Source organism: Rhodococcus sp. BE178 (assembly GCF_050433545.1).
GTDB lineage: Bacteria > Actinomycetota > Actinomycetes > Mycobacteriales > Mycobacteriaceae > Prescottella.
The window spans coordinates 386,271-402,822 of sequence record NZ_JBNPXA010000003.1 but is presented as its reverse complement, the minus strand read 5'-3'; the positions used below and the strand labels follow the sequence as shown (position 1 = coordinate 402,822).

Below are 16,552 nucleotides of genomic sequence, written 5' to 3'. Positions count from 1 at the left end.
CTCGGTGAGTCGGATCGCCGCTGCAGTTTCCCTCACGGCTTCTGCGGCAGCGGATCGACCACCGATCGAGACACTGCGACCGCCCCATCCCCGGCGGTCACGAATGAAGGCGGTGCGATGACCGACGACCGTAACCCCCACGGCGAAACCAATCCCAACCAGGGAACTCCCCGACACGGCGATCCCCAGCAGGGTGCGCCCTACCAGGCCGGACACCAGCCCGGCCCGCAGGACCAGTGGCGTTCGGGTGGCGGCTACTACTCCCAGAACCCCCAGAACCAGGGCTACCAGGGCGCAGGACAACCCGGCTCGGGCTACCCCCAGCACGGATACCAGGCCGGTTACCAGCCCACCGAGCAGATTCCGGGCATCGGCACGACGGGCACGCTGCCCACGACCGGGGCGCCGTCGCACACCGAGCCGCGCAAGTCGGGTCGGTCCGCGCTGGTCGCCGGCGCAATCGCCCTCGCGCTGGTGAGCGGCGGCATCGGCGGGGCGGTCGGGTCGATCGCGACGTCGTCGAACGGTGGCAGCAATGCTCCGGTCTCGAATGCGCTCGACGTCCCCAAGCCCGAGACCAGTCCGGCGTCCAATGCGCCGGCGGGTTCGGTCGAGGCGGTCGCGAACAAGGTGCTGCCGAGCGTGGTGCAGATCCAGGTGGCCGGAACCCGCGGCGAGGGCGAGGGCTCGGGCGTCGTCATCTCGTCCGACGGCCTGATCATGACCAACAACCACGTGGTCGCCGGTGGCGGGCCGGACGGCAAGCTGCTGGTCGCGTTCGCCGACGGGACCACCGCGCCGGCCACGCTGGTCGGCACCGACCCGACCTCGGACATCGCGGTCATCAAGGCGGACGGCAAGTCGGGTCTGACCCCCGTCGAACTGGGCACCTCCGAGAACATTCAGGTGGGTGAGCAGGTCGTCGCGATCGGTTCGCCGCTCGGACTCGCGGGCACCGTCACCTCCGGTATCGTCTCGGCGCTCGACCGGCCGGTGTCGACCACCGGTGAGACGGGCAACCAGAACACCGTCATCGACGCCATCCAGACCGACGCCGCGATCAACCCCGGCAACTCGGGCGGCGCGCTCGTGAACATGGACGGCCAGCTCGTCGGCATCAACACCGCGATCGCGACCGCCGGCGGCCAGGGTGGCTCGATCGGCCTCGGCTTCGCGATCCCCGTCGACCAGGCGCGCCGTATCGCGGACGAACTGGTCAAGACGGGCAAGGCCACGCAGGCGATCATCGGCGTGCAGGTCTCGGCCAAGGAGTCCACGGGCGGCGCGACTGTCGTCGACGTCACCGCGGGCGGACCGGCCGAGAAGGCGGGCATCCCCAAGGGTGTCGTCGTCACCAAGGTCGACGACCGGATCATCACGAGTGGCGACTCGCTGATCGCGGCGATCCGCTCCCACGCGCCCGGTGACAAGGTGACCGTGACGTATCAGGACGCCTCGGGTAACTCGAAGACGGTCGACGTCCAGCTCGGCACCGCGCCGACCACGGGTGGACGATGATGATGACCGGAAACCGTCCGGTGCTGACACGGATTCTCCGCCGGGTCCCGACTGACTCGGATGCGGCCATTACGGTAGGGACCATGGAACTCGAAGCACCGTTGGCCGGACGAGCGCTGGTCGTGATCGTCGACGATCGGACCGCACACGGCGATGTCGACTCGACGGGGCCGCTCGTCACCGAACTGCTCACCGAAGCCGGATTCCTGGTGGATGCCACGATTGCCGTGACCGCCGACGAGGTGGAGATCCGCAACGCTCTCAACACCGCGGTGATCGGTGGTGTCGACCTGGTGATCTCGGTCGGCGGGACGGGCGTCTCGCCGCGTGACGTGACGCCGGACGCCACCGCCGAGGTCCTCGACCGGGAGCTGCCGGGAATCAGTGAGGCGCTGCGGTCCTCCGGGCTCGCGGCGGGCGCTGTGGATGCGGTCATCTCGCGGGGACTCGTCGGGATCTCCGGCAGCACCCTCGTGGTCAATCTCGCGTCCTCGCGGGCCGCGGTGCGCGACGGGATGGCGACGCTGACTCCGTTGGCTAGCCACGTCATCGGGCAGCTGTCGAGCATCGACGAGTAGGAAGGGTGCACACCCCAGCCATGTCGGACGAGACGGATACCGGGTCGACGTCGGAGGCGAAGGCCACGTCGGGGCCTCGTGGGCGGTCGCGAGTCGACCGGGCCCGACTCGAGGCCATCTTCGGTACCGTGCTGCCCGAGCAGACTTCGGACGAACGGTCCTCCGACGGGGCCTCGACGTCGAGTGGTGGTCAGGACGAATGGCTGCGGCGTCAGGTACCCCCTCACCACGGCTGACGCGCCACCTTCAGTTCAATCAATAGATTGTTTTCGGAATAGTCCGGAATGCGTCGGGTATGTGTGATTCATCACGCATACCCGGCGCATTCTCGTGTGCACGGTGAGCGTTCCGCGTTGCATCGGTCGTCGGCCGCAGGATCAGCTCACACGCAATGCGCAGCGTGATTTCGGGCCCCTTCCCAGTTGAGGGGGTGTGATGCACCATAGCGATCTTGGTCCGAAGGGATTGGCTACGCCGTCGAACTGCGCCTTTACAAACTGACCGGTTCAAATGTTCGTATGGTGAACCCGTTTCGACGGGAACTGGCGTCTGCCTGGCGACCGGTCCGTCTAATCTCGGCCGGGATCCGCTCGGAAATGCCGAAGTCCGAGTGCTTTCGGCGAAATTGGAGTGATCCCGGTGGCCGTTCGGATTTAGGGCCGCCGCGAAGATCGAGGGTTCCGGCGCCGACAAGTACGAGGGCAGCGAGATCGTCGCCGGCTACCAGGTCGCGTACCCGGTCTCGCTGGGCGGCAAGCTCGAGATGAACTTCGTCCCCAAGCTCGAGGCGAGTGGTGCGGGCGTGTCGGTCGCGTTCGGTCCGAGCCTGGATCTCGAGCTCGCGCCGGGCGGGGGAGTGAAGACCGTCGAGGTTGCCAAGGGCAAGTTCGACGGCGCGGCCACCGAGATCCAGTTCGCGAATGCTCACGGCAGTGCCACGGGCGTCGTCGGTCCTGTGACGATCCGGCCGTACGTGACGGTCAAGAGCGCTGCCGGCGACGTCGTCACCACGTTCGGCAAGCCCTGGGTTCTCTGAGCGCTCCGAATCGCCTGACTTCCAACGGGGTTCGCTGACAGCACTCGAGCCCGCCCGGTTATGTCCGGGCGGGCTCGAGTGGTGATGATGGTGCTGTCGCGTTTCCCAGGGAAACAGGACGGAACGGGTCGGAACGGGCTATTCCGGGACGCGGGAGTGCTTGCCGTCCGGATCGATCGAGTCGGCTGCCTCACCGATCCGTCCCTCGGCGAGGATGTCGCGGATCTGGATGAGGAGATCGGCCTCGCTGGCCTTCGTGTCCTCTTTCTCCGTCGCGAAGCGAGCCTTGACGGCGTTCGCCGGCACGATCAGCACGAAGTACACGACGGCGGCGATGATGACGAAGTTGATGATCGCGGTCACCACGGCGCCGACGTCGACGAACGTCGCGTCGTTGCCGGGGATGATCTCCCGGCCCCAGCCCAGTTCGTCGGATCCGCCGACTGCGGCCACGAGCGGATTGATGATGTTGTTGGTGAACGCGGTCACGATCGCCGTGAACGCCGCGCCGACGACAACGGCGACGGCAAGATCCAGAACGTTTCCTCGGAGCAGGAAGTCCTTGAACCCCTTCAGCATATGGATCCCCTCTGATGTCGGTGTCTCGAGGTCGTGTCGAGACTAGTTCAGAGAGGCCGGGACCGGCGCGCCGTGCGCCTCTAGTGCAGCGTCACGGTGATCGCATCGGTCAGCGACGCCGCGGCGACCGCGCCCGCCGCGGGGGCCGGAAGCGCCAACATCACGACGCGATCCCGTCGCTCGGTTCCCGATGACCGCTCCGGGGACACCAGGACGACGGTGGCGCCGGAGGCCAGGATCTCTGCCGAGGGTGGTCGTGAGTCGGTGGTCTGCCGCGACTGGTCGACGGTGAGGACGTCCACCCGGTCGCCTTCACGGATGAGCGCGGCGAGTCCGGAGTCGGACAGTCGCACGGGCACGATCCGTGCGTCGGCGGATCCGACGGCGGCCTCCGCGAGGCGGGGACCCAGGAGTCGGACATCGGTGAGGATCTCGCCCTCTCGGACGGGCGACGACACCGTGCGTCCGAGTGCGGCATCCGGTGCGGGGACGGAGCCTGCGGGGGTGTCGGCTCCGGAGCGATCGACCGTGCGCAGGTCTGCGTCGGACAGGACTTGGCCGGGTGTGAGGTCCCGGGCAGCGACGACGACAGGTTCACCGACATCATCGGGATTGCCTCGGACCAGGAGTATCCCCGCGGCGACGACGAGCACCACCGCGGTGGTGCGCCGCGCGGCGTCGGTTCGTGCCCAGCCCGGACGCGTCATCCGGCCGAGTCGGTCACCGAGCGTCGGGGCCAGCGGTCCGTTGCGGTCGGACACGCGTCGGCGAAACGGGATGGTCAGCATGACGGAAGGCTAGGCCGGGGTGCGGAGACCCGATCCCGTCACGACGGCGACGCGAGCCCGCCTGTGGATGAGCGGCGGGCTGTGGACAGACCGCCCCCTGGTCAGCTGGCGGCGGCGGGGGCGCTGGACGGCGCGGGCGCAGCCGAGGACGACGAAGTCGAGGAAGACGAGGAAGACTCGGACTTCTTTGCGGGCTCGCTCGCCGTGCTCGATCCGCCGCGGCTGTCGGTGCGGTAGAAGCCACTGCCCTTGAAGACGATGCCGACCGAGTTGAACAGCTTGCGGAGCTTGCCGGAGCACTCCGGGCACACGGTCAGGGTGTCGTCGGTGAACGACTGCACGATGTCGAACCGGTTGTCGCATTCGGTGCAGGCGTACGAATAGGTGGGCACTGGGTTCCTCCGCATTGTGTAGTCAAACCGCAGGTGTTGGCACTCTACAGTCGACAGTGCCAACAGTGCGAACCAGATGCCTATTCCTGCGCAGCCCCCGGATCCTCGGTATCGCGCGCGGCGAGGCGCACCAGGCCACGCCCCGGCGTGAGCGCCCACCCCATCGCGACATCGTGCGGATCGGCGGGCAGTCCGGCCACCAGTTCGCTGTCCCGGACCACGGCGACCAACGCCGCCGTGGGATCCGCGAGCCCGAGCGTCCGGTCGTAGAAGCCGGCCCCGCGACCGAGTCGGACACCGTGCTCGTCCACTGCCAACGCCGGTATGAACACCACCGAAGCGGCGCCGACCTCGGCCGACGGCAGAACGGGGCCGTTCGGTTCGCGTAGCCCGTAGCCGGCCGCGACGAGGTGGTCGCGGCCGGTGAACTCGGCCCACGCAAGGGGGCCGGGGTCGCCGGTGACCGGCACCAGCACTCGCGATCCCGCCTGCCGGAGGGCCTCGAGCATGTCGACGGACCCGGGCTCCGTGCCGACGGGGACATACGCGCACACCGTGAGATCGGGTCGTTCCCCTGCCAGAGTCGACACGGCGGATGTGACGAACGAGACCAAGGACGCGTCCTCCGAGACTCGGGTTCGGTCGTCCACAGCTCGGCGTTCCCGGAGGATGTGGCTCCGCCATTCGGTCTTGGACAGCGATTTCATGATCGCCACCTTAGGATCGTGCGACCGGCCGCGGGGGCCGGTGGATAGGGTGGTGAGTTATGACAGATGCCGTCACCAACGACAACAGGTGCTTTCGGACGGCGGTTGTGCCCGCTGCAGGGATGGGAACGCGGTTCCTACCTGCCACGAAGACTGTTCCGAAGGAGTTACTCCCGGTGGTCGACACCCCGGGCATCGAATTGGTGGCGGGGGAGGCGGCCGACTCCGGAGCGAACCGACTGGTCATCGTGACCTCGCCGGGCAAGGACGGTGTCGTTGCTCACTTCGTCGAGGACCTGGTGCTCGAGAGCAAGCTCGAAGCCAGTGGCAAGTACCACCTGCTCGAGAAGGTGCGGAAGGCTCCGGGCCTGCTCGAGGTCGATTCCGTCGTGCAGGAGGAGCCGCTCGGGCTCGGGCATGCCGTCGGGTGTGCCGAGGCCGTCCTCGACGACGACGAGGATGCGATCGCCGTCCTGCTGCCCGACGATCTCGTGATGCCGCGCGGCGTACTCGAGACGATGTCGCGGGTTCGTGCGAAGCGCGGTGGTTCGGTGCTGTGCGCGATCGACGTACCGAAGGACCAGGTCAGCGCCTACGGCGTGTTCGACGTCGAGACCGTCCCGGATGCCACCAACCCAGATGTCCTGAAGGTCGTCGGCATGGTGGAGAAGCCTGCGATGGAGGACGCTCCCTCCACGTTCGCCGCGGCCGGTCGCTACCTGCTCGATCGTGCGATCTTCGACGCGCTGCGCCGGATCACTCCCGGTGCGGGTGGTGAGTTGCAGCTCACCGATGCGATCGCATTGCTGATCGCAGAGGGACACCCGGTGCACGTCGTCGTCCACCGCGGATCTCGACACGATCTGGGAAATCCCGGCGGCTACCTGCGTGCTGCGGTTGACTTTGCGTTGAACAGCGAGGAGTACGGCCCCTCGCTGCGCGAATGGCTGGTCGAGCGGCTGAAGCCGGCCGGCGAGTAGACGTCAGCAGTACGCGGTCGGGTCGACAGGGTCGGGAGGACGAGGAACCACATGCGCTCGGTTGAGGAGCAGCAGTCGAGAGTGACTGCTGCCGCGGTGGCGCCCCGGCCGGTCCGGGTGGCGATCTCCGAGGCACAGGGATTGCTGTGCGCCGAAGAAGTGGTGACCGAACGGCCACTGCCAGGCTTCGACCAGGCCGCGATCGACGGCTACGCAGTTCGAAGTGTCGACGTTCTCGCCGCGGGTACCGATATCCGCGGCGAGGACGGCGAGCCCACCGAACTCACCCTTCCCGTGGTCGGGGAGGTGACGGCGGGTTCGCGTCAGCCGATCCGGCTGCAGCCGCGTCAGGCCGTCCGAGTCGACACCGGTGCTCCGCTGCCGACCCTCGCCGACGCGGTCCTGCCGATGGACCGCACCGACGGCGGCCACGCCCGAGTCAAGGTCTACAAGCCGGTCCGCTCCGGTGACTACGTCCGCCGGGCCGGTGACGACGTCCAGCCGGGCGATGTCGCGGTGCGGGCGGGCACCATCATCGGCGCCGCGCAGGTGGGCCTGCTGGCCGCGGTGGGCCGCGACAAGGTCCTGGTGCATCCGCGGCCGCGTCTGTCGGTGATCTCGGTGGGCGGGGAACTGGTCGACATCGACCGCACCCCGGGACCGGGCCAGGTCTACGACGTCAATTCGTACGCGCTCGCGGCCGCGGCGCGTGACGCCGGCGCCGACGTCAACCGGGTCGGCATCGCGACGATGGATCCGCGCCGACTGCGAGAGGTCGTCGAGGGCCAGCTGATCCGGTCCGAGATCGTCGTCATCGCGGGCGCGGTCGGTGGTGGGGCGTCGGACGAGGTCCGGGACGCGCTGGCCGATCTCGGTGACCTCGAGGTCGAGCGGGTCGCCATGCACCCGGGTTCGGTCCAGGGTTTCGGGCAGCTGGGGCGCGACGAGGTCCCGACCTTCCTGCTGCCGTCCAATCCGGTGAGCGCGCTCGTCGTGTTCGAGGTGATGGTGCGGCCGCTCATCCGGATCGCGCTGGGGCGCCGTCAGCCCATGCGCCGGATCGTCACCGCCCGCACGGTCGCTCCGATCACATCCATCGCCAATCGCAAGGGATTCCTGCGCGGCCAGCTGATGCGTGACGAGTCGACGGGGGAGTACCTCGTGCAGGCGCTCGGCGGAGCGCCCGGAGCGTCGTCACACCTGCTTGCGACGCTCGCCGAGGCCAACTGCCTCGTTCTCGTCGAACCGGACGTCACTGAGGTTCGCGCCGGTGAAGAGGTGGAAGTCGCTTTCCTTGCGCAGCGGGGCTGAAAGAACCGTGTCTGTGCATCCGGGGTGGCCGGCTCGGCTCGGACCGTTGGGGGTTGTCGGCGGTCGCGTGACGGTGCGGCCCGTTCGTCTGCGGGATGCTGCCGTGTGGAGTCGGCTCCGCATCGCCAACCAGGAACACCTCGAGCCGTGGGAGCCGACCGGTCAGGCTCCCTGGGCGGACCGGCATCACATCACGGCGTGGCCGGGGTTGTGTTCGAGTCTTCGCTCGGAGGCCCGCAAAGGTCGCATGCTGCCGATGGCCATCGAGTTGAACGGCAGCATGTGCGGTCAGATCACCGTCGGCAACATCGTCCGCGGTGCGCTGTCGTCCGCGTGGATCGGTTACTGGGTCTCGAAGGACGTGGGCGGGCAGGGCATCGCGACGGCTGCACTCGCGCTGGGGCTCGACCATTGCTTCGGTCCGATGGGGTTGCACCGGGTGGAGGCCACCGTTCGTCCGGAGAATCTGGCGAGTCAGGCGGTACTGCGGCATGCAGGTTTCCGCGAGGAGGGACTGCTGCGGCGGTACCTCGACGTCGACGGTCAGTGGCGCGATCATCTGCTGGTCGCGATGACCGTCGAGGAGGTACCCGGTTCGGTGTCCGATCGTCTGGTGCGGGCCGGACGGGCCACCTGGAGCTGATGGGCGAGCGCCCGGACAGCCGAACGGCCCCGCCGGGGCCCGAGCCCGACGAGGCCGTTCGGCCACAGGTCACACGATGACCGGCGGACCGTAGCTGACGACGACGTCGTCCGCGACATCGGTGGATGCCGTGAAGATGGCGTAGGAGCGGACCGACACCGAGCCGAGGGCGTGGTTGACCTCGAGATGGACATCACGCAGCGTGATGGCGCACTGGGTGGACTTGCACTCCTTCTTCTGCACCGGAACCGTCGCGATGGTGCCTGGCGCGACCTGCGTGGACAGGTTGCCCTCGACCGGGGTCTCGATACCCAGCTCGAGTGCCTGACCGTTGAACAGGTCGACGACCGGCGGGATGTTGGGGTCCGCGGTGAGGTGCACGGTCTCCGCCTGTTCCGGGATGTAGACCACGCCCGGGGTCAGCCCGGCATTGCCGGTGATGACGGCACCGTTGGAGACGTCGGCCTGGTAGCCGATCTGGTATCCCACCTCGAGCACGCCGCCGGTGTAGGGGGAGCCGCCGTTACCGCTGACAGTCGCGAGCGCTCGTCCGCTCGCGAAGATGTCGCGCGTGAACTGATTGCCGGACAGCGGGGCGACGCTGTTGAGCGATTGACCGGTCTGGTCGATGTGGAGCTCCCAGCCGTCGAAACTGACGGCGTGGGCGGAGGTGTCCTGCTGGAATGTGGCTTCGGCGCCCGCCGAACCGACGGAAACCGTGAGCATCACGGCGGCTGCTCCGGCAATGACGGCAGAAGCGGATCGCGTAAGCCTGCGGCGAAGAAAAGACCGGTGATTCACGTGCATGGGAATTCCTCGTCTTCGATTGTTCGCGACCGGAGCGCGCCGGCCTCGGGCAGAGTTCGGGACGACTACGACAATCGTGGACGCCCGGTTGCAGTATTGGTTCTCTGTCACTGATCCGTAAGGTTTTGGCGACTTGTTTTCTCAAATTTGATAAAGAGACGCTAACGATTCTGTTTCGACGGCGAATTGTCGCTGTTATCACTTTCGCGTGAACGGTCGGGAAAAGGCGGGTCCGGGTGTGTGCCCACGCGCCGGCCCGGTTCGGGCGCCGGGCGCAGTCGGTCGCCGGGGTCCGTATCGGGCGGCGTCGCAGGCGGCCGAGTGCCGGCGGCGACGCGGGTATGCGGGGAGTGGTCTTGGGCTCACTTGAATCTCGAGGCTGCAATTTCCTTCTCGAGAGGTGATAATCGAGTGACGGGTGTGACACCTGCGAAACCTGAGTCGGCGCGCCTGCGACGGCAACGGTGCGGATGCCACTAGCCTGAGCAGGTCATTGGCGTCATCAGTGCTGGTAGACGAATGGGAGGAGGTCGTCGGTATGCCGAGTTCCTCGATCATCTGGATCGCGCTGGTTGCCGTCTGGCTGTTCGTCCTTGTTCCGATGCTTGTCAGCAAGCGGCCCCGGATCCGGCAGACGACGGATGCGGCGCTCGCGACTCGAGTGCTGCATCGTGGCGACGCGGAACGCCCGGCACGCGGGCCCGCGGCCGGACATCGGAGCGATCCGAACTGGCGCCCGGCGTCGGTACGGCTGCGCGGTGACACCTACGGCGACGACTCATACGGCACGGATGCGGAGGATCGAATGGACGCTCACGCCGACGCGAACATGATGGACGATGCGATCGACCGCACGCGCGGCGCAGCCCGGGACTACGTCCCGAATCGGCGCGGCCGGGGTGGATTCGATCCCGAGGCCGACGCGATCGCCAGCGCGGCCCGGTACCAGTTCCGTCAGCGCACGGTGCTCGGGTTGATATTCGCGACGATCCTGACGGCCGCGCTCGCCGTGGCGTTGACCCCCGTGATGTGGTGGGTCTCCGCCTTCTCGGTGGTCGCCCTCGTGGGCTATCTCGCCTACCTGCGTCGGCAGGTCCATCTCGAGCAGGAGATCCGCGGTCGCCGCATGGCCCGCCTCGGTCGTTCGCGACTGGGCGTCGAATCGGACTCCGACGAGGAGCTGCGACTGGTCCCGGCGCGGCTGCGCCGGCCCGGCGCTGTGGTTCTCGAGGTCGACGACGGTGACCCGGCGTTCGATCATCTCGACCACTACGACGCGGAGTTCGTCGAGCGTGGCGACCGTGGCCGGCACGACGACTACGAGGTGTCCTACCGCGACGACGGTATGAGGCGCGCGTCCGGGCAGTGATTTCCCGGCAAATTCCTCTTCCGGCTTCAGGGCGCCCGATCACCACGGTGATCGGGCGCCCTGCCGTTTTCGACCATTTTTTGCCGCTGGCCAGGCGATTCGTTATCTCGGCGCGTGTCCTGTTAGAGTTGCCGAGCGGTCAGCGAAAGCGGATCGCGGTTCGGGGCTGTGGCGCAGTTGGTAGCGCGCTTCGTTCGCATCGAAGAGGTCAGGGGTTCGATTCCCCTCAGCTCCACAATAAAGAGGCCCTCTCCTTCGGGAGAGGGCCTCTTTCGTGTTCCGGTACTTCTCGCGTGTCGCGTGTCGCGTACCGCAGGTTCCGTCAGCGCGAGGCGTCCGGCGGGATCTCGGGCAGGCCTTCCGCCGCCCGCAGCTTCTCCGCGAGCGTGGTCAGCAGCGTCTGCGATTCCTCGGACAGATCGAATGCCCGGGTCGCCAGCCGCCGCAGCCCGTAGCCCTGGAGCTGCGTGACCAGTTCGAGGTCATGGTCGACCTTCGAGGCGTAGATGTCGTTGAAGAAGTACGCCGGCTTCACTTTGAAGAACTTCGCGAAGGCCGCGACGGTCTCGTCCGAGGGATTGCTTCTCTGGCCGGAGCGCAGCTGCGATATGTACGGCTTGGATATCTTGTGGCCGTCCGCGATGAGGGCGTTCGCCACTTCCGCATTGGTATGCGGCTTCCGGCCCGGTGGATGGACGGTTTCGAAGAGCTTGTTGAGCCGTGCGGCGAAGTCAGACATCGCGACGATCTTAACACCGGAGATAACCGGCGGGTAGCTCGAATGTATTGATTGATCAATCGTTCGAAACCTGCCGCCGTGGCGCCGTTCGGGACGGTGGAACGCTGCCTTGGCATACGAATAACCTTGTGGTAGCTCACGGCCAACCGCTTGGTCTCGAATCGCTACCACCAGCGCGCGACGCCTGGAAAATGGCGCCCGCGACGGGGAAACTGGGAGGCATGGACCGCAGAATGAGCGACAACGAATTGCGCCGGGCGATTCACGTGCTGCGTGACCGGGCCGACGAGGCCCGCAGCCACGGTCGTCCCGAGGACGCGGAGGGGCTCGAGAAGACCATCCGCGACTACCAGGACGAGATGGCGCAGCGTCTCTGACGCGGCTCCACCGAACCTGCCCGAATCGGCGCCGCAGATCGTCCGGCGCCGATTCCGGTGTGCGCCACGTACACTGCCGAAACGGACTGAACCTGAACCGATCGAAGGCGGGGAACTGCAGGCGATGGCGATCAAGACGCTCGACGGTAAGAAGTGCCTGATCACCGGGGCGGCCAGCGGAATCGGTCGGGCCACGGCTCTCGCGGCGGCCGCGGAAGGTGCCCGGTTGTTCCTCACCGACATCGACGCGGTGGGACTCGAGGAGACCGTCGGCCTCTGCGAGCACGCCGGCGGCACCGTCGAGTGTTCGCGGGCCCTCGACGTGTCCGACTTCGACGCGGTCACCGCGTTCGCCGACGAAATCCACGAACAGTTCGGCAGCCTCGACGTCGTCATGAACATCGCGGGCATCTCGGCCTGGGGCACCGTCGAGAATCTCGAGCATCGCCACTGGAAGTCGATGGTGGACGTGAACCTGATGGGCCCGATTCACATCATCGAGCGGTTCGTGCCCCCGATGATCGCGGCCGGGCGCGGCGGACACCTCGTGAACGTGTCGTCGGCCGCCGGCCTGCTGGCGCTGCCGTGGCACGCGGCTTACAGCGCCAGCAAGTTCGGTCTACGCGGGGTGTCCGAGGTCCTGCGGTTCGATCTCAAGCGGCACGGTATCGGCGTGAGCCTGGTGGTGCCCGGTGGCGTGAAGACGCCGTTGGTGGGCACTGTGCAGATTGCCGGTGTGGACCGCGACGATCCCCGCATCCGTAAGCTCACGCACCGATTCGAGAAGCGCGCCGTGACTCCGGAGAAGGTCGCCGACTGCATCATCGCCGGAATCGAGAAGAACCGGTATCTGGTGTACACGTCCAACGACATCCGATTCGGCTACTGGTGGGCGCGAAAGTTCGCTCCGCCGTACGAGTTCGTGATGCAGAAGGCGAACGACCAGTTCAGTAAGCTGCTGTAGCTGTAGCCGCTGCGATCCCAGCGCCGCGGGGACGCAATGCGCCGCTGTGCATCTCGTAGGCGGCATCCACCAGGTCCAGCTGGCTGAGATCGTGCGTCACCATCACCGTCGCGACCGAACGCTCGCGGCTCAGCTCGGCGAGCAGCGCGACGATCTCGCGGCTGCGTTCCTCGTCCAGCGCCGACGTCGGCTCGTCGACCAACAGGACCGCGGGATCGTTCACGATCGACCGGGCGATCGCGACGCGCTGACGCTGGCCGCCGGAGAGCTGGTTCGGGCGTCGGTCGAGCTGGCCCTCGAGTCCGAGGCTGCACAGGAGTTCCCGGGCCCGCTTGCGGCTTTCGCGCACCGAACCGCCGTTCAGGTGCGTGATCATCTGCAGCTGCTCGGTCGCGGTGAGCGACGGCAGCAGGTTCGACTGCTGGAAGACGAAGCCGAGCTTCTCCCGGCGCATGTCGGTGCGCGCTGCGCGATCGAGGCCCGTGACGTCGGTGCCGTCGATCGCGACGGTGCCCGACTCGGGCGAGATCAGCAGTCCGGCCACCGCGAGCAGGCTCGACTTTCCCGAGCCCGATGGCCCGGTGACGGCGACCAGTTCGCCGCGGTTCACGTCCAGGTCGACGTCGTCGAGGGCGCGCAGGCGGGTGTCTCCGTCGGGGTAGGTCAGTACGGCGTTGCGGAGCGAGATGCTCATGGGAGGTCCTTTCGAGTTCTGTCGGACGCCGGGCTCAGCGCGCGTTCGCGAGCGCGGTCAGCGGATCGATCGAGACGATCCGGGCCAGTGCTGCGGTGGCGCCGATCATGCCCATCACGATCAGTGCGACGAACGGGACGAGCGTGCCCGAGATGGTCAGCGTGAACGGCACGAACTTCGATGCGATCGTGCCCAGTCCCAGGGCGGCCAGGCTGCCGAGGCCGGCGCCGAGCGTCAGGACGATGAGGGACTGCCCGAGGGCGTCCTTGAGCAGGTACTTCGTGGAGGCGCCGACAGCCTTGAGGATGGCGAGGTCCTGGCTGCGTTGGATGGTCCAGACGGTGAAGAAGGCGCCGACGACGAGGGCGCTGACTGTCATCAGCATCGCCTGCATCAGCAGCAGGGATCCGCGCTCCGACGTGTAGGAGCCGATCGCGTTGAGGGCGCCGCCCTCGTCGGTGATCGACGTGCCGGTGGCGGCTGCCGCACTGTCGGCGTCGAAGCCGCCGGAGGTGCGCATCGCGATCACGGTGCCGTCGCTGCCGCCTGCGGCCGGGAGCTGTGTCCACACGTCGTGGTTCATCCACACGACCGGCTGGTGACTGTAGAGAGAGTCGTCGACGAGGGCGCTGATGGTCAAGGTGTCGGCGCCGATGGTGATCTGGCTCCCGACGCCCCAGCCGTTGTCCTTCGCCAGGTCGGCGTCGACCGCGACCGAGGCGGCGTCGAGCGGCACGGGGGCGGCGAACGAGTGTCCGTCCACACCGAACGCCGAGGCCGCGACCTCACGGTCTCCCGCGGAGATCCGGACGGGGGCGATTCCGATGACGGCGGCCTCGTCGACACCGGCGGTCGCGGCGAGGGCGTCGCGCTGCTGCTCGGTTACGGTGGACTCCCCGAAAGACAGGGACTGCCCGTCGGCCGGCTCGCCGAACGCGAAGTTGTCGGCGCCGAGGTGCTTGACCGCGGCGATCGATTGGTTGCCCAGTCCCGTGGTGAGCCCCGACAGCATCACGACCATCAGGGAGATCAGGAACAGCGCCGAACTCATCAGGGTGAATCGGCCCTTGGCGAAGCGGAGATCTCGAATGCTGAGGAACATGTCATCCAGCTTCGCGTGAAGGGGGTGGTTGGGGCATCGCGCATCGGTTGACTTCGCCGGTCCATCGAAAGTTGGAGACAGCGGTTCACGGCGGCGGCGGGTGGTGCCGCGGTGTTAGCGTGAATGCAATGCAGACCCACGACGTGTCCCTTCCCGGTGGCGTCGCGCCGGTGTTGCGCGCGATGCAGATCGGTGCCCACGTCCTGTTCGTTCTGCTTCTCGCGGTGGGTATCGGCCGGGTCCTCGTGTCGCAGGGCGCGCACGAGGCCTGGATTCTGGTGCTAGCGCTCGCGGAGCTCGCCTGGTACATCGGCGGCGTGTCGTTCGTGCGCCGCCGCGGTGTCGTGCAGCGCTCGACGGGCCAGGTCTGGCTGGCGGTGCTGGTGGCGGGCTGGCTGGCTCTGGTGGCGTCGAATCCCAACTTCGTGTGGGTCGTCTTCGCACTGTTCTTCCTGTGCTTCCACCTGCTGTCGGTCCCGGTGGCGCTGATCACGACCGTGGTGCTCACGGTCGTCTCGATCGCCGCGAGTCTGCTGCACGGCGACAGCAACACGGTGGCGTCCATCCTCGGTCCGACCTTCGGTTCGGCTGTGGCCGCGGGCATGGCGATGGTGTACCAGCAGTTGGCCCGTGAGGCGGCGCAGCGTCAGCAGTTGGTCGACGAGCTCACCGACGCGCACCGCGAGCTGCTCGATGCACAGGACGAACTGGTCGCGTTGCAGCGCGAGTCCGGCGCCGTCGCCGAGCGCGCGCGCCTGGCCCGCGACATCCACGACACATTGGCACAGGGTTTTTCGTCGATCCTTCTGCTGGCTCGTGCGGGCCTGCGTGGCACCGATACGGCCCCGACCTTCACCCAGATCGCCGACACGGCACAGCAGAACCTGGTGGAGGCGCGACGGGTGGTGGATGCGCTGCGGCCGTCGGATCTCGAGTCCGCGCCGCTCGAGTCGGCGCTGCGGCGACAGTTGGAGCAGCTGGAACAGCACACCGGGATCGTCGGAGAACTGTTCACCGACGGCGATCCGGTCCCGCTGCCGATGGACTACGATGTCGCGTTGTTGCGGGTGGGGCAGAGCGCTCTTGCGAACGTGCGCCTGCACTCGCATGCTCGGCGCGTGCGGCTGACCCTGACGTACGCCACCGACGAGGTACGTCTCGACATTGTCGACGACGGCATCGGATTCGACGAACGCGAGGCCGGCGGATTCGGGCTGCGGGCGATGCGCGATCGTCTTGCACTGTTAGGAGGAACACTGGTGGTCGAATCGGCTCCGGGCGACGGAACTGCCGTGGCTGCAACACTTCCCGTCGGGCGTCCCCTGTGAGCGTCGTGCGGGTCCTGCTGGTCGACGATCACCCGGTGGTCCGCGCCGGGCTGCGCGCGCTGCTCGCGTCGCACGACGATGTCGAGGTGGTGGCCGAGGCGTCGTCGGGCGAGGAGGCGGTGGCGTTGGCCGCGACCGCGAAACCCGATGTGGTGCTGATGGATCTGCGTCTGGGTGCCGGGATCGACGGCGCCGGTGCGACCGCCGAGATCGTGGCGCGCCCGAACCCGCCGCGGGTGGTGGTGCTCACGACGTACGACACCGACGCCGACATCCTGCGGGCCGTGGAGGCGGGCGCCGCGGGGTACCTGCTCAAGGACACCGCCCCGCACGTGCTGATCGACTCGGTGTTCGCGGCGGCTCGCGGCGAGACGGTGCTCGATCCCGAGGTGGCGCAGCGGCTCTACCGGCGGATGCAGCAACCGCGCGCCGACCTCAGCGCGCGGGAGACCGAGGTGCTGGCACTCGTGGCCGAGGGGCTGTCCAATCGGGCAATTGCGAAACAGTTGTTCGTCAGTGAGGCGACGGTGAAATCGCACCTGGTGCATGCGTTCACGAAGCTCGAGGTCGACAGCCGCACGGCCGCGGTGGCCGCGGCCCGCGAACGGGGCCTGATCGCCTGAGCGGTGCGGTAGCGTCG

Annotated in this window: 19 protein-coding genes, 1 tRNA gene and 1 pseudogene; 13 read left to right on the top strand and 8 right to left on the bottom strand. The window is 67.6% G+C overall.

Going from position 1 to position 16,552, the window contains the following annotated elements:
• Window positions 1–117 precede the first annotated feature (117 nt).
• The 4 genes and pseudogenes from J2X34_RS08885 to J2X34_RS08870 all read left to right on the top strand — a co-directional run.
• Window positions 118–1,518, top strand: a complete 1,401-nt coding sequence (locus J2X34_RS08885; RefSeq protein WP_114718209.1) for a S1C family serine protease — start codon at window positions 118–120, stop codon at window positions 1,516–1,518.
• Window positions 1,519–1,601: 83 nt separating this feature from the next.
• Window positions 1,602–2,096: a MogA/MoaB family molybdenum cofactor biosynthesis protein gene (locus J2X34_RS08880; protein WP_254622834.1), complete on the top strand. Its 495-nt coding sequence runs from the start codon at window positions 1,602–1,604 to the stop codon at window positions 2,094–2,096.
• A 20-nt stretch (window positions 2,097–2,116) separates the two neighbouring features.
• Window positions 2,117–2,332 (top strand): hypothetical protein, encoded by a 216-nt coding sequence (locus tag J2X34_RS08875; protein WP_174907144.1) that lies wholly within the window; start codon window positions 2,117–2,119, stop codon window positions 2,330–2,332.
• A 431-nt stretch (window positions 2,333–2,763) separates the two neighbouring features.
• Window positions 2,764–3,132 (top strand): annotated as a pseudogene (locus J2X34_RS08870) (MspA family porin); the annotation flags it as partial.
• A gap of 138 nt (window positions 3,133–3,270) precedes the next feature.
• Here the strand turns inward: J2X34_RS08870 and mscL are convergent.
• The 4 genes from mscL to J2X34_RS08850 form a co-directional block, all read right to left on the bottom strand.
• Complete coding sequence (gene mscL, locus J2X34_RS08865) at window positions 3,271–3,711, bottom strand: large-conductance mechanosensitive channel protein MscL (RefSeq protein WP_114718212.1); 441 nt, start codon at window positions 3,709–3,711, stop codon at window positions 3,271–3,273.
• An 80-nt stretch (window positions 3,712–3,791) separates the two neighbouring features.
• Window positions 3,792–4,499 (bottom strand): SAF domain-containing protein, encoded by a 708-nt coding sequence (locus J2X34_RS08860; protein ID WP_114718213.1) that lies wholly within the window; start codon window positions 4,497–4,499, stop codon window positions 3,792–3,794.
• 101 nt (window positions 4,500–4,600) lie between these two features.
• Window positions 4,601–4,891 (bottom strand): FmdB family zinc ribbon protein, encoded by a 291-nt coding sequence (locus J2X34_RS08855; RefSeq protein WP_429516653.1) that lies wholly within the window; start codon window positions 4,889–4,891, stop codon window positions 4,601–4,603.
• Window positions 4,892–4,971: 80 nt separating this feature from the next.
• Complete coding sequence (locus J2X34_RS08850) at window positions 4,972–5,598, bottom strand: 5-formyltetrahydrofolate cyclo-ligase (RefSeq protein WP_429516651.1); 627 nt, start codon at window positions 5,596–5,598, stop codon at window positions 4,972–4,974.
• A gap of 59 nt (window positions 5,599–5,657) precedes the next feature.
• On the opposite strand from J2X34_RS08850, the gene J2X34_RS08845 reads away from it, so the two are divergent.
• The 3 genes from J2X34_RS08845 to J2X34_RS08835 are packed head-to-tail and all read left to right on the top strand — an operon-like array spanning window position 5,658 to window position 8,532.
• Entirely contained in the window at window positions 5,658–6,578 is a 921-nt protein-coding gene (locus J2X34_RS08845) for a UTP--glucose-1-phosphate uridylyltransferase (protein WP_114718215.1), read from the top strand.
• 51 nt (window positions 6,579–6,629) lie between these two features.
• Entirely contained in the window at window positions 6,630–7,889 is a 1,260-nt protein-coding gene (gene glp / locus J2X34_RS08840; protein ID WP_114718216.1) for a molybdotransferase-like divisome protein Glp, read from the top strand.
• Window positions 7,890–7,896: 7 nt separating this feature from the next.
• On the top strand, window positions 7,897–8,532 hold the full coding sequence (locus tag J2X34_RS08835; RefSeq protein ID WP_114718217.1) for a GNAT family N-acetyltransferase: 636 nt from the start codon (window positions 7,897–7,899) through the stop codon (window positions 8,530–8,532).
• A 69-nt stretch (window positions 8,533–8,601) separates the two neighbouring features.
• Here J2X34_RS08835 and J2X34_RS08830 read toward each other — a convergent pair whose 3' ends face one another.
• A complete protein-coding gene (locus J2X34_RS08830; RefSeq protein WP_254622835.1) occupies window positions 8,602–9,258 on the bottom strand; it encodes an MspA family porin in 657 nt (218 codons plus the stop codon).
• Between the two features lie 619 nt (window positions 9,259–9,877).
• Here J2X34_RS08830 and sepX point away from each other — a divergent pair.
• Together sepX and J2X34_RS08820 are read left to right on the top strand one after the other, a co-directional pair.
• Window positions 9,878–10,708 (top strand): divisome protein SepX/GlpR, encoded by an 831-nt coding sequence (gene sepX / locus J2X34_RS08825; protein WP_114718219.1) that lies wholly within the window; start codon window positions 9,878–9,880, stop codon window positions 10,706–10,708.
• A 162-nt stretch (window positions 10,709–10,870) separates the two neighbouring features.
• Window positions 10,871–10,943 (top strand) — tRNA-Ala (locus tag J2X34_RS08820).
• A gap of 87 nt (window positions 10,944–11,030) precedes the next feature.
• Here the strand turns inward: J2X34_RS08820 and J2X34_RS08815 are convergent.
• Window positions 11,031–11,447, bottom strand: coding sequence for a helix-turn-helix domain-containing protein (locus J2X34_RS08815; protein ID WP_114718220.1), 417 nt, complete (start codon window positions 11,445–11,447; stop codon window positions 11,031–11,033).
• A 233-nt stretch (window positions 11,448–11,680) separates the two neighbouring features.
• On the opposite strand from J2X34_RS08815, the gene J2X34_RS08810 reads away from it, so the two are divergent.
• The gene (locus J2X34_RS08810; protein WP_174907146.1) at window positions 11,681–11,824 is read left to right on the top strand and encodes a hypothetical protein; all 144 of its coding nucleotides are present in this window, start codon (window positions 11,681–11,683) and stop codon (window positions 11,822–11,824) included.
• 124 nt (window positions 11,825–11,948) lie between these two features.
• Complete coding sequence (locus J2X34_RS08805; protein ID WP_114718222.1) at window positions 11,949–12,788, top strand: SDR family oxidoreductase; 840 nt, start codon at window positions 11,949–11,951, stop codon at window positions 12,786–12,788.
• Here the strand turns inward: J2X34_RS08805 and J2X34_RS08800 are convergent.
• Both J2X34_RS08800 and J2X34_RS08795 read right to left on the bottom strand, forming a co-directional pair.
• On the bottom strand, window positions 12,772–13,482 hold the full coding sequence (locus tag J2X34_RS08800; protein ID WP_429516646.1) for an ABC transporter ATP-binding protein: 711 nt from the start codon (window positions 13,480–13,482) through the stop codon (window positions 12,772–12,774). The two genes, J2X34_RS08805 and J2X34_RS08800, sit on opposite strands and share 17 nt — an antisense overlap.
• 34 nt (window positions 13,483–13,516) lie before the next feature.
• Window positions 13,517–14,584 carry an ABC transporter permease gene (locus J2X34_RS08795; protein ID WP_429516644.1) on the bottom strand — a complete coding sequence of 356 codons (1,068 nt, stop codon included), beginning with the start codon at window positions 14,582–14,584 and terminating at the stop codon, window positions 13,517–13,519.
• Between the two features lie 128 nt (window positions 14,585–14,712).
• Here J2X34_RS08795 and J2X34_RS08790 point away from each other — a divergent pair, with 128 nt between their 5' ends.
• Together J2X34_RS08790 and J2X34_RS08785 are read left to right on the top strand one after the other, a co-directional pair.
• Window positions 14,713–15,912, top strand: a complete 1,200-nt coding sequence (locus J2X34_RS08790) for a sensor histidine kinase (RefSeq protein ID WP_114718225.1) — start codon at window positions 14,713–14,715, stop codon at window positions 15,910–15,912.
• Window positions 15,909–16,535 (top strand): response regulator, encoded by a 627-nt coding sequence (locus J2X34_RS08785; RefSeq protein ID WP_114718226.1) that lies wholly within the window; start codon window positions 15,909–15,911, stop codon window positions 16,533–16,535. Before J2X34_RS08790 ends, J2X34_RS08785 begins: the two co-directional genes overlap by 4 nt.
• The last annotated feature ends 17 nt before the right edge of the window (window positions 16,536–16,552 follow it).

What these genes read in the sequence shown, in the direction of transcription:
- J2X34_RS08885 (WP_114718209.1), top strand. Translation starts at nt 118, where the DNA reads ATGACCGACGACCGTAACCCCCACGGCGAAACCAATCCCAACCAGGGA.
- J2X34_RS08880 (WP_254622834.1), top strand. Translation starts at nt 1,602, where the DNA reads ATGGAACTCGAAGCACCGTTGGCCGGACGAGCGCTGGTCGTGATCGTC.
- J2X34_RS08875 (WP_174907144.1), top strand. Translation starts at nt 2,117, where the DNA reads ATGTCGGACGAGACGGATACCGGGTCGACGTCGGAGGCGAAGGCCACG.
- mscL (WP_114718212.1), bottom strand. Translation starts at nt 3,711, where the DNA reads ATGCTGAAGGGGTTCAAGGACTTCCTGCTCCGAGGAAACGTTCTGGAT.
- J2X34_RS08860 (WP_114718213.1), bottom strand. Translation starts at nt 4,499, where the DNA reads ATGCTGACCATCCCGTTTCGCCGACGCGTGTCCGACCGCAACGGACCG.
- J2X34_RS08850 (WP_429516651.1), bottom strand. Translation starts at nt 5,598, where the DNA reads ATGAAATCGCTGTCCAAGACCGAATGGCGGAGCCACATCCTCCGGGAA.
- J2X34_RS08845 (WP_114718215.1), top strand. Translation starts at nt 5,658, where the DNA reads ATGACAGATGCCGTCACCAACGACAACAGGTGCTTTCGGACGGCGGTT.
- glp (WP_114718216.1), top strand. Translation starts at nt 6,630, where the DNA reads ATGCGCTCGGTTGAGGAGCAGCAGTCGAGAGTGACTGCTGCCGCGGTG.
- J2X34_RS08830 (WP_254622835.1), bottom strand. Translation starts at nt 9,258, where the DNA reads ATGCTCACGGTTTCCGTCGGTTCGGCGGGCGCCGAAGCCACATTCCAG.
- sepX (WP_114718219.1), top strand. Translation starts at nt 9,878, where the DNA reads ATGCCGAGTTCCTCGATCATCTGGATCGCGCTGGTTGCCGTCTGGCTG.
- J2X34_RS08815 (WP_114718220.1), bottom strand. Translation starts at nt 11,447, where the DNA reads ATGTCTGACTTCGCCGCACGGCTCAACAAGCTCTTCGAAACCGTCCAT.
- J2X34_RS08810 (WP_174907146.1), top strand. Translation starts at nt 11,681, where the DNA reads ATGAGCGACAACGAATTGCGCCGGGCGATTCACGTGCTGCGTGACCGG.
- J2X34_RS08805 (WP_114718222.1), top strand. Translation starts at nt 11,949, where the DNA reads ATGGCGATCAAGACGCTCGACGGTAAGAAGTGCCTGATCACCGGGGCG.
- J2X34_RS08800 (WP_429516646.1), bottom strand. Translation starts at nt 13,482, where the DNA reads ATGAGCATCTCGCTCCGCAACGCCGTACTGACCTACCCCGACGGAGAC.
- J2X34_RS08795 (WP_429516644.1), bottom strand. Translation starts at nt 14,584, where the DNA reads ATGTTCCTCAGCATTCGAGATCTCCGCTTCGCCAAGGGCCGATTCACC.
- J2X34_RS08790 (WP_114718225.1), top strand. Translation starts at nt 14,713, where the DNA reads ATGCAGACCCACGACGTGTCCCTTCCCGGTGGCGTCGCGCCGGTGTTG.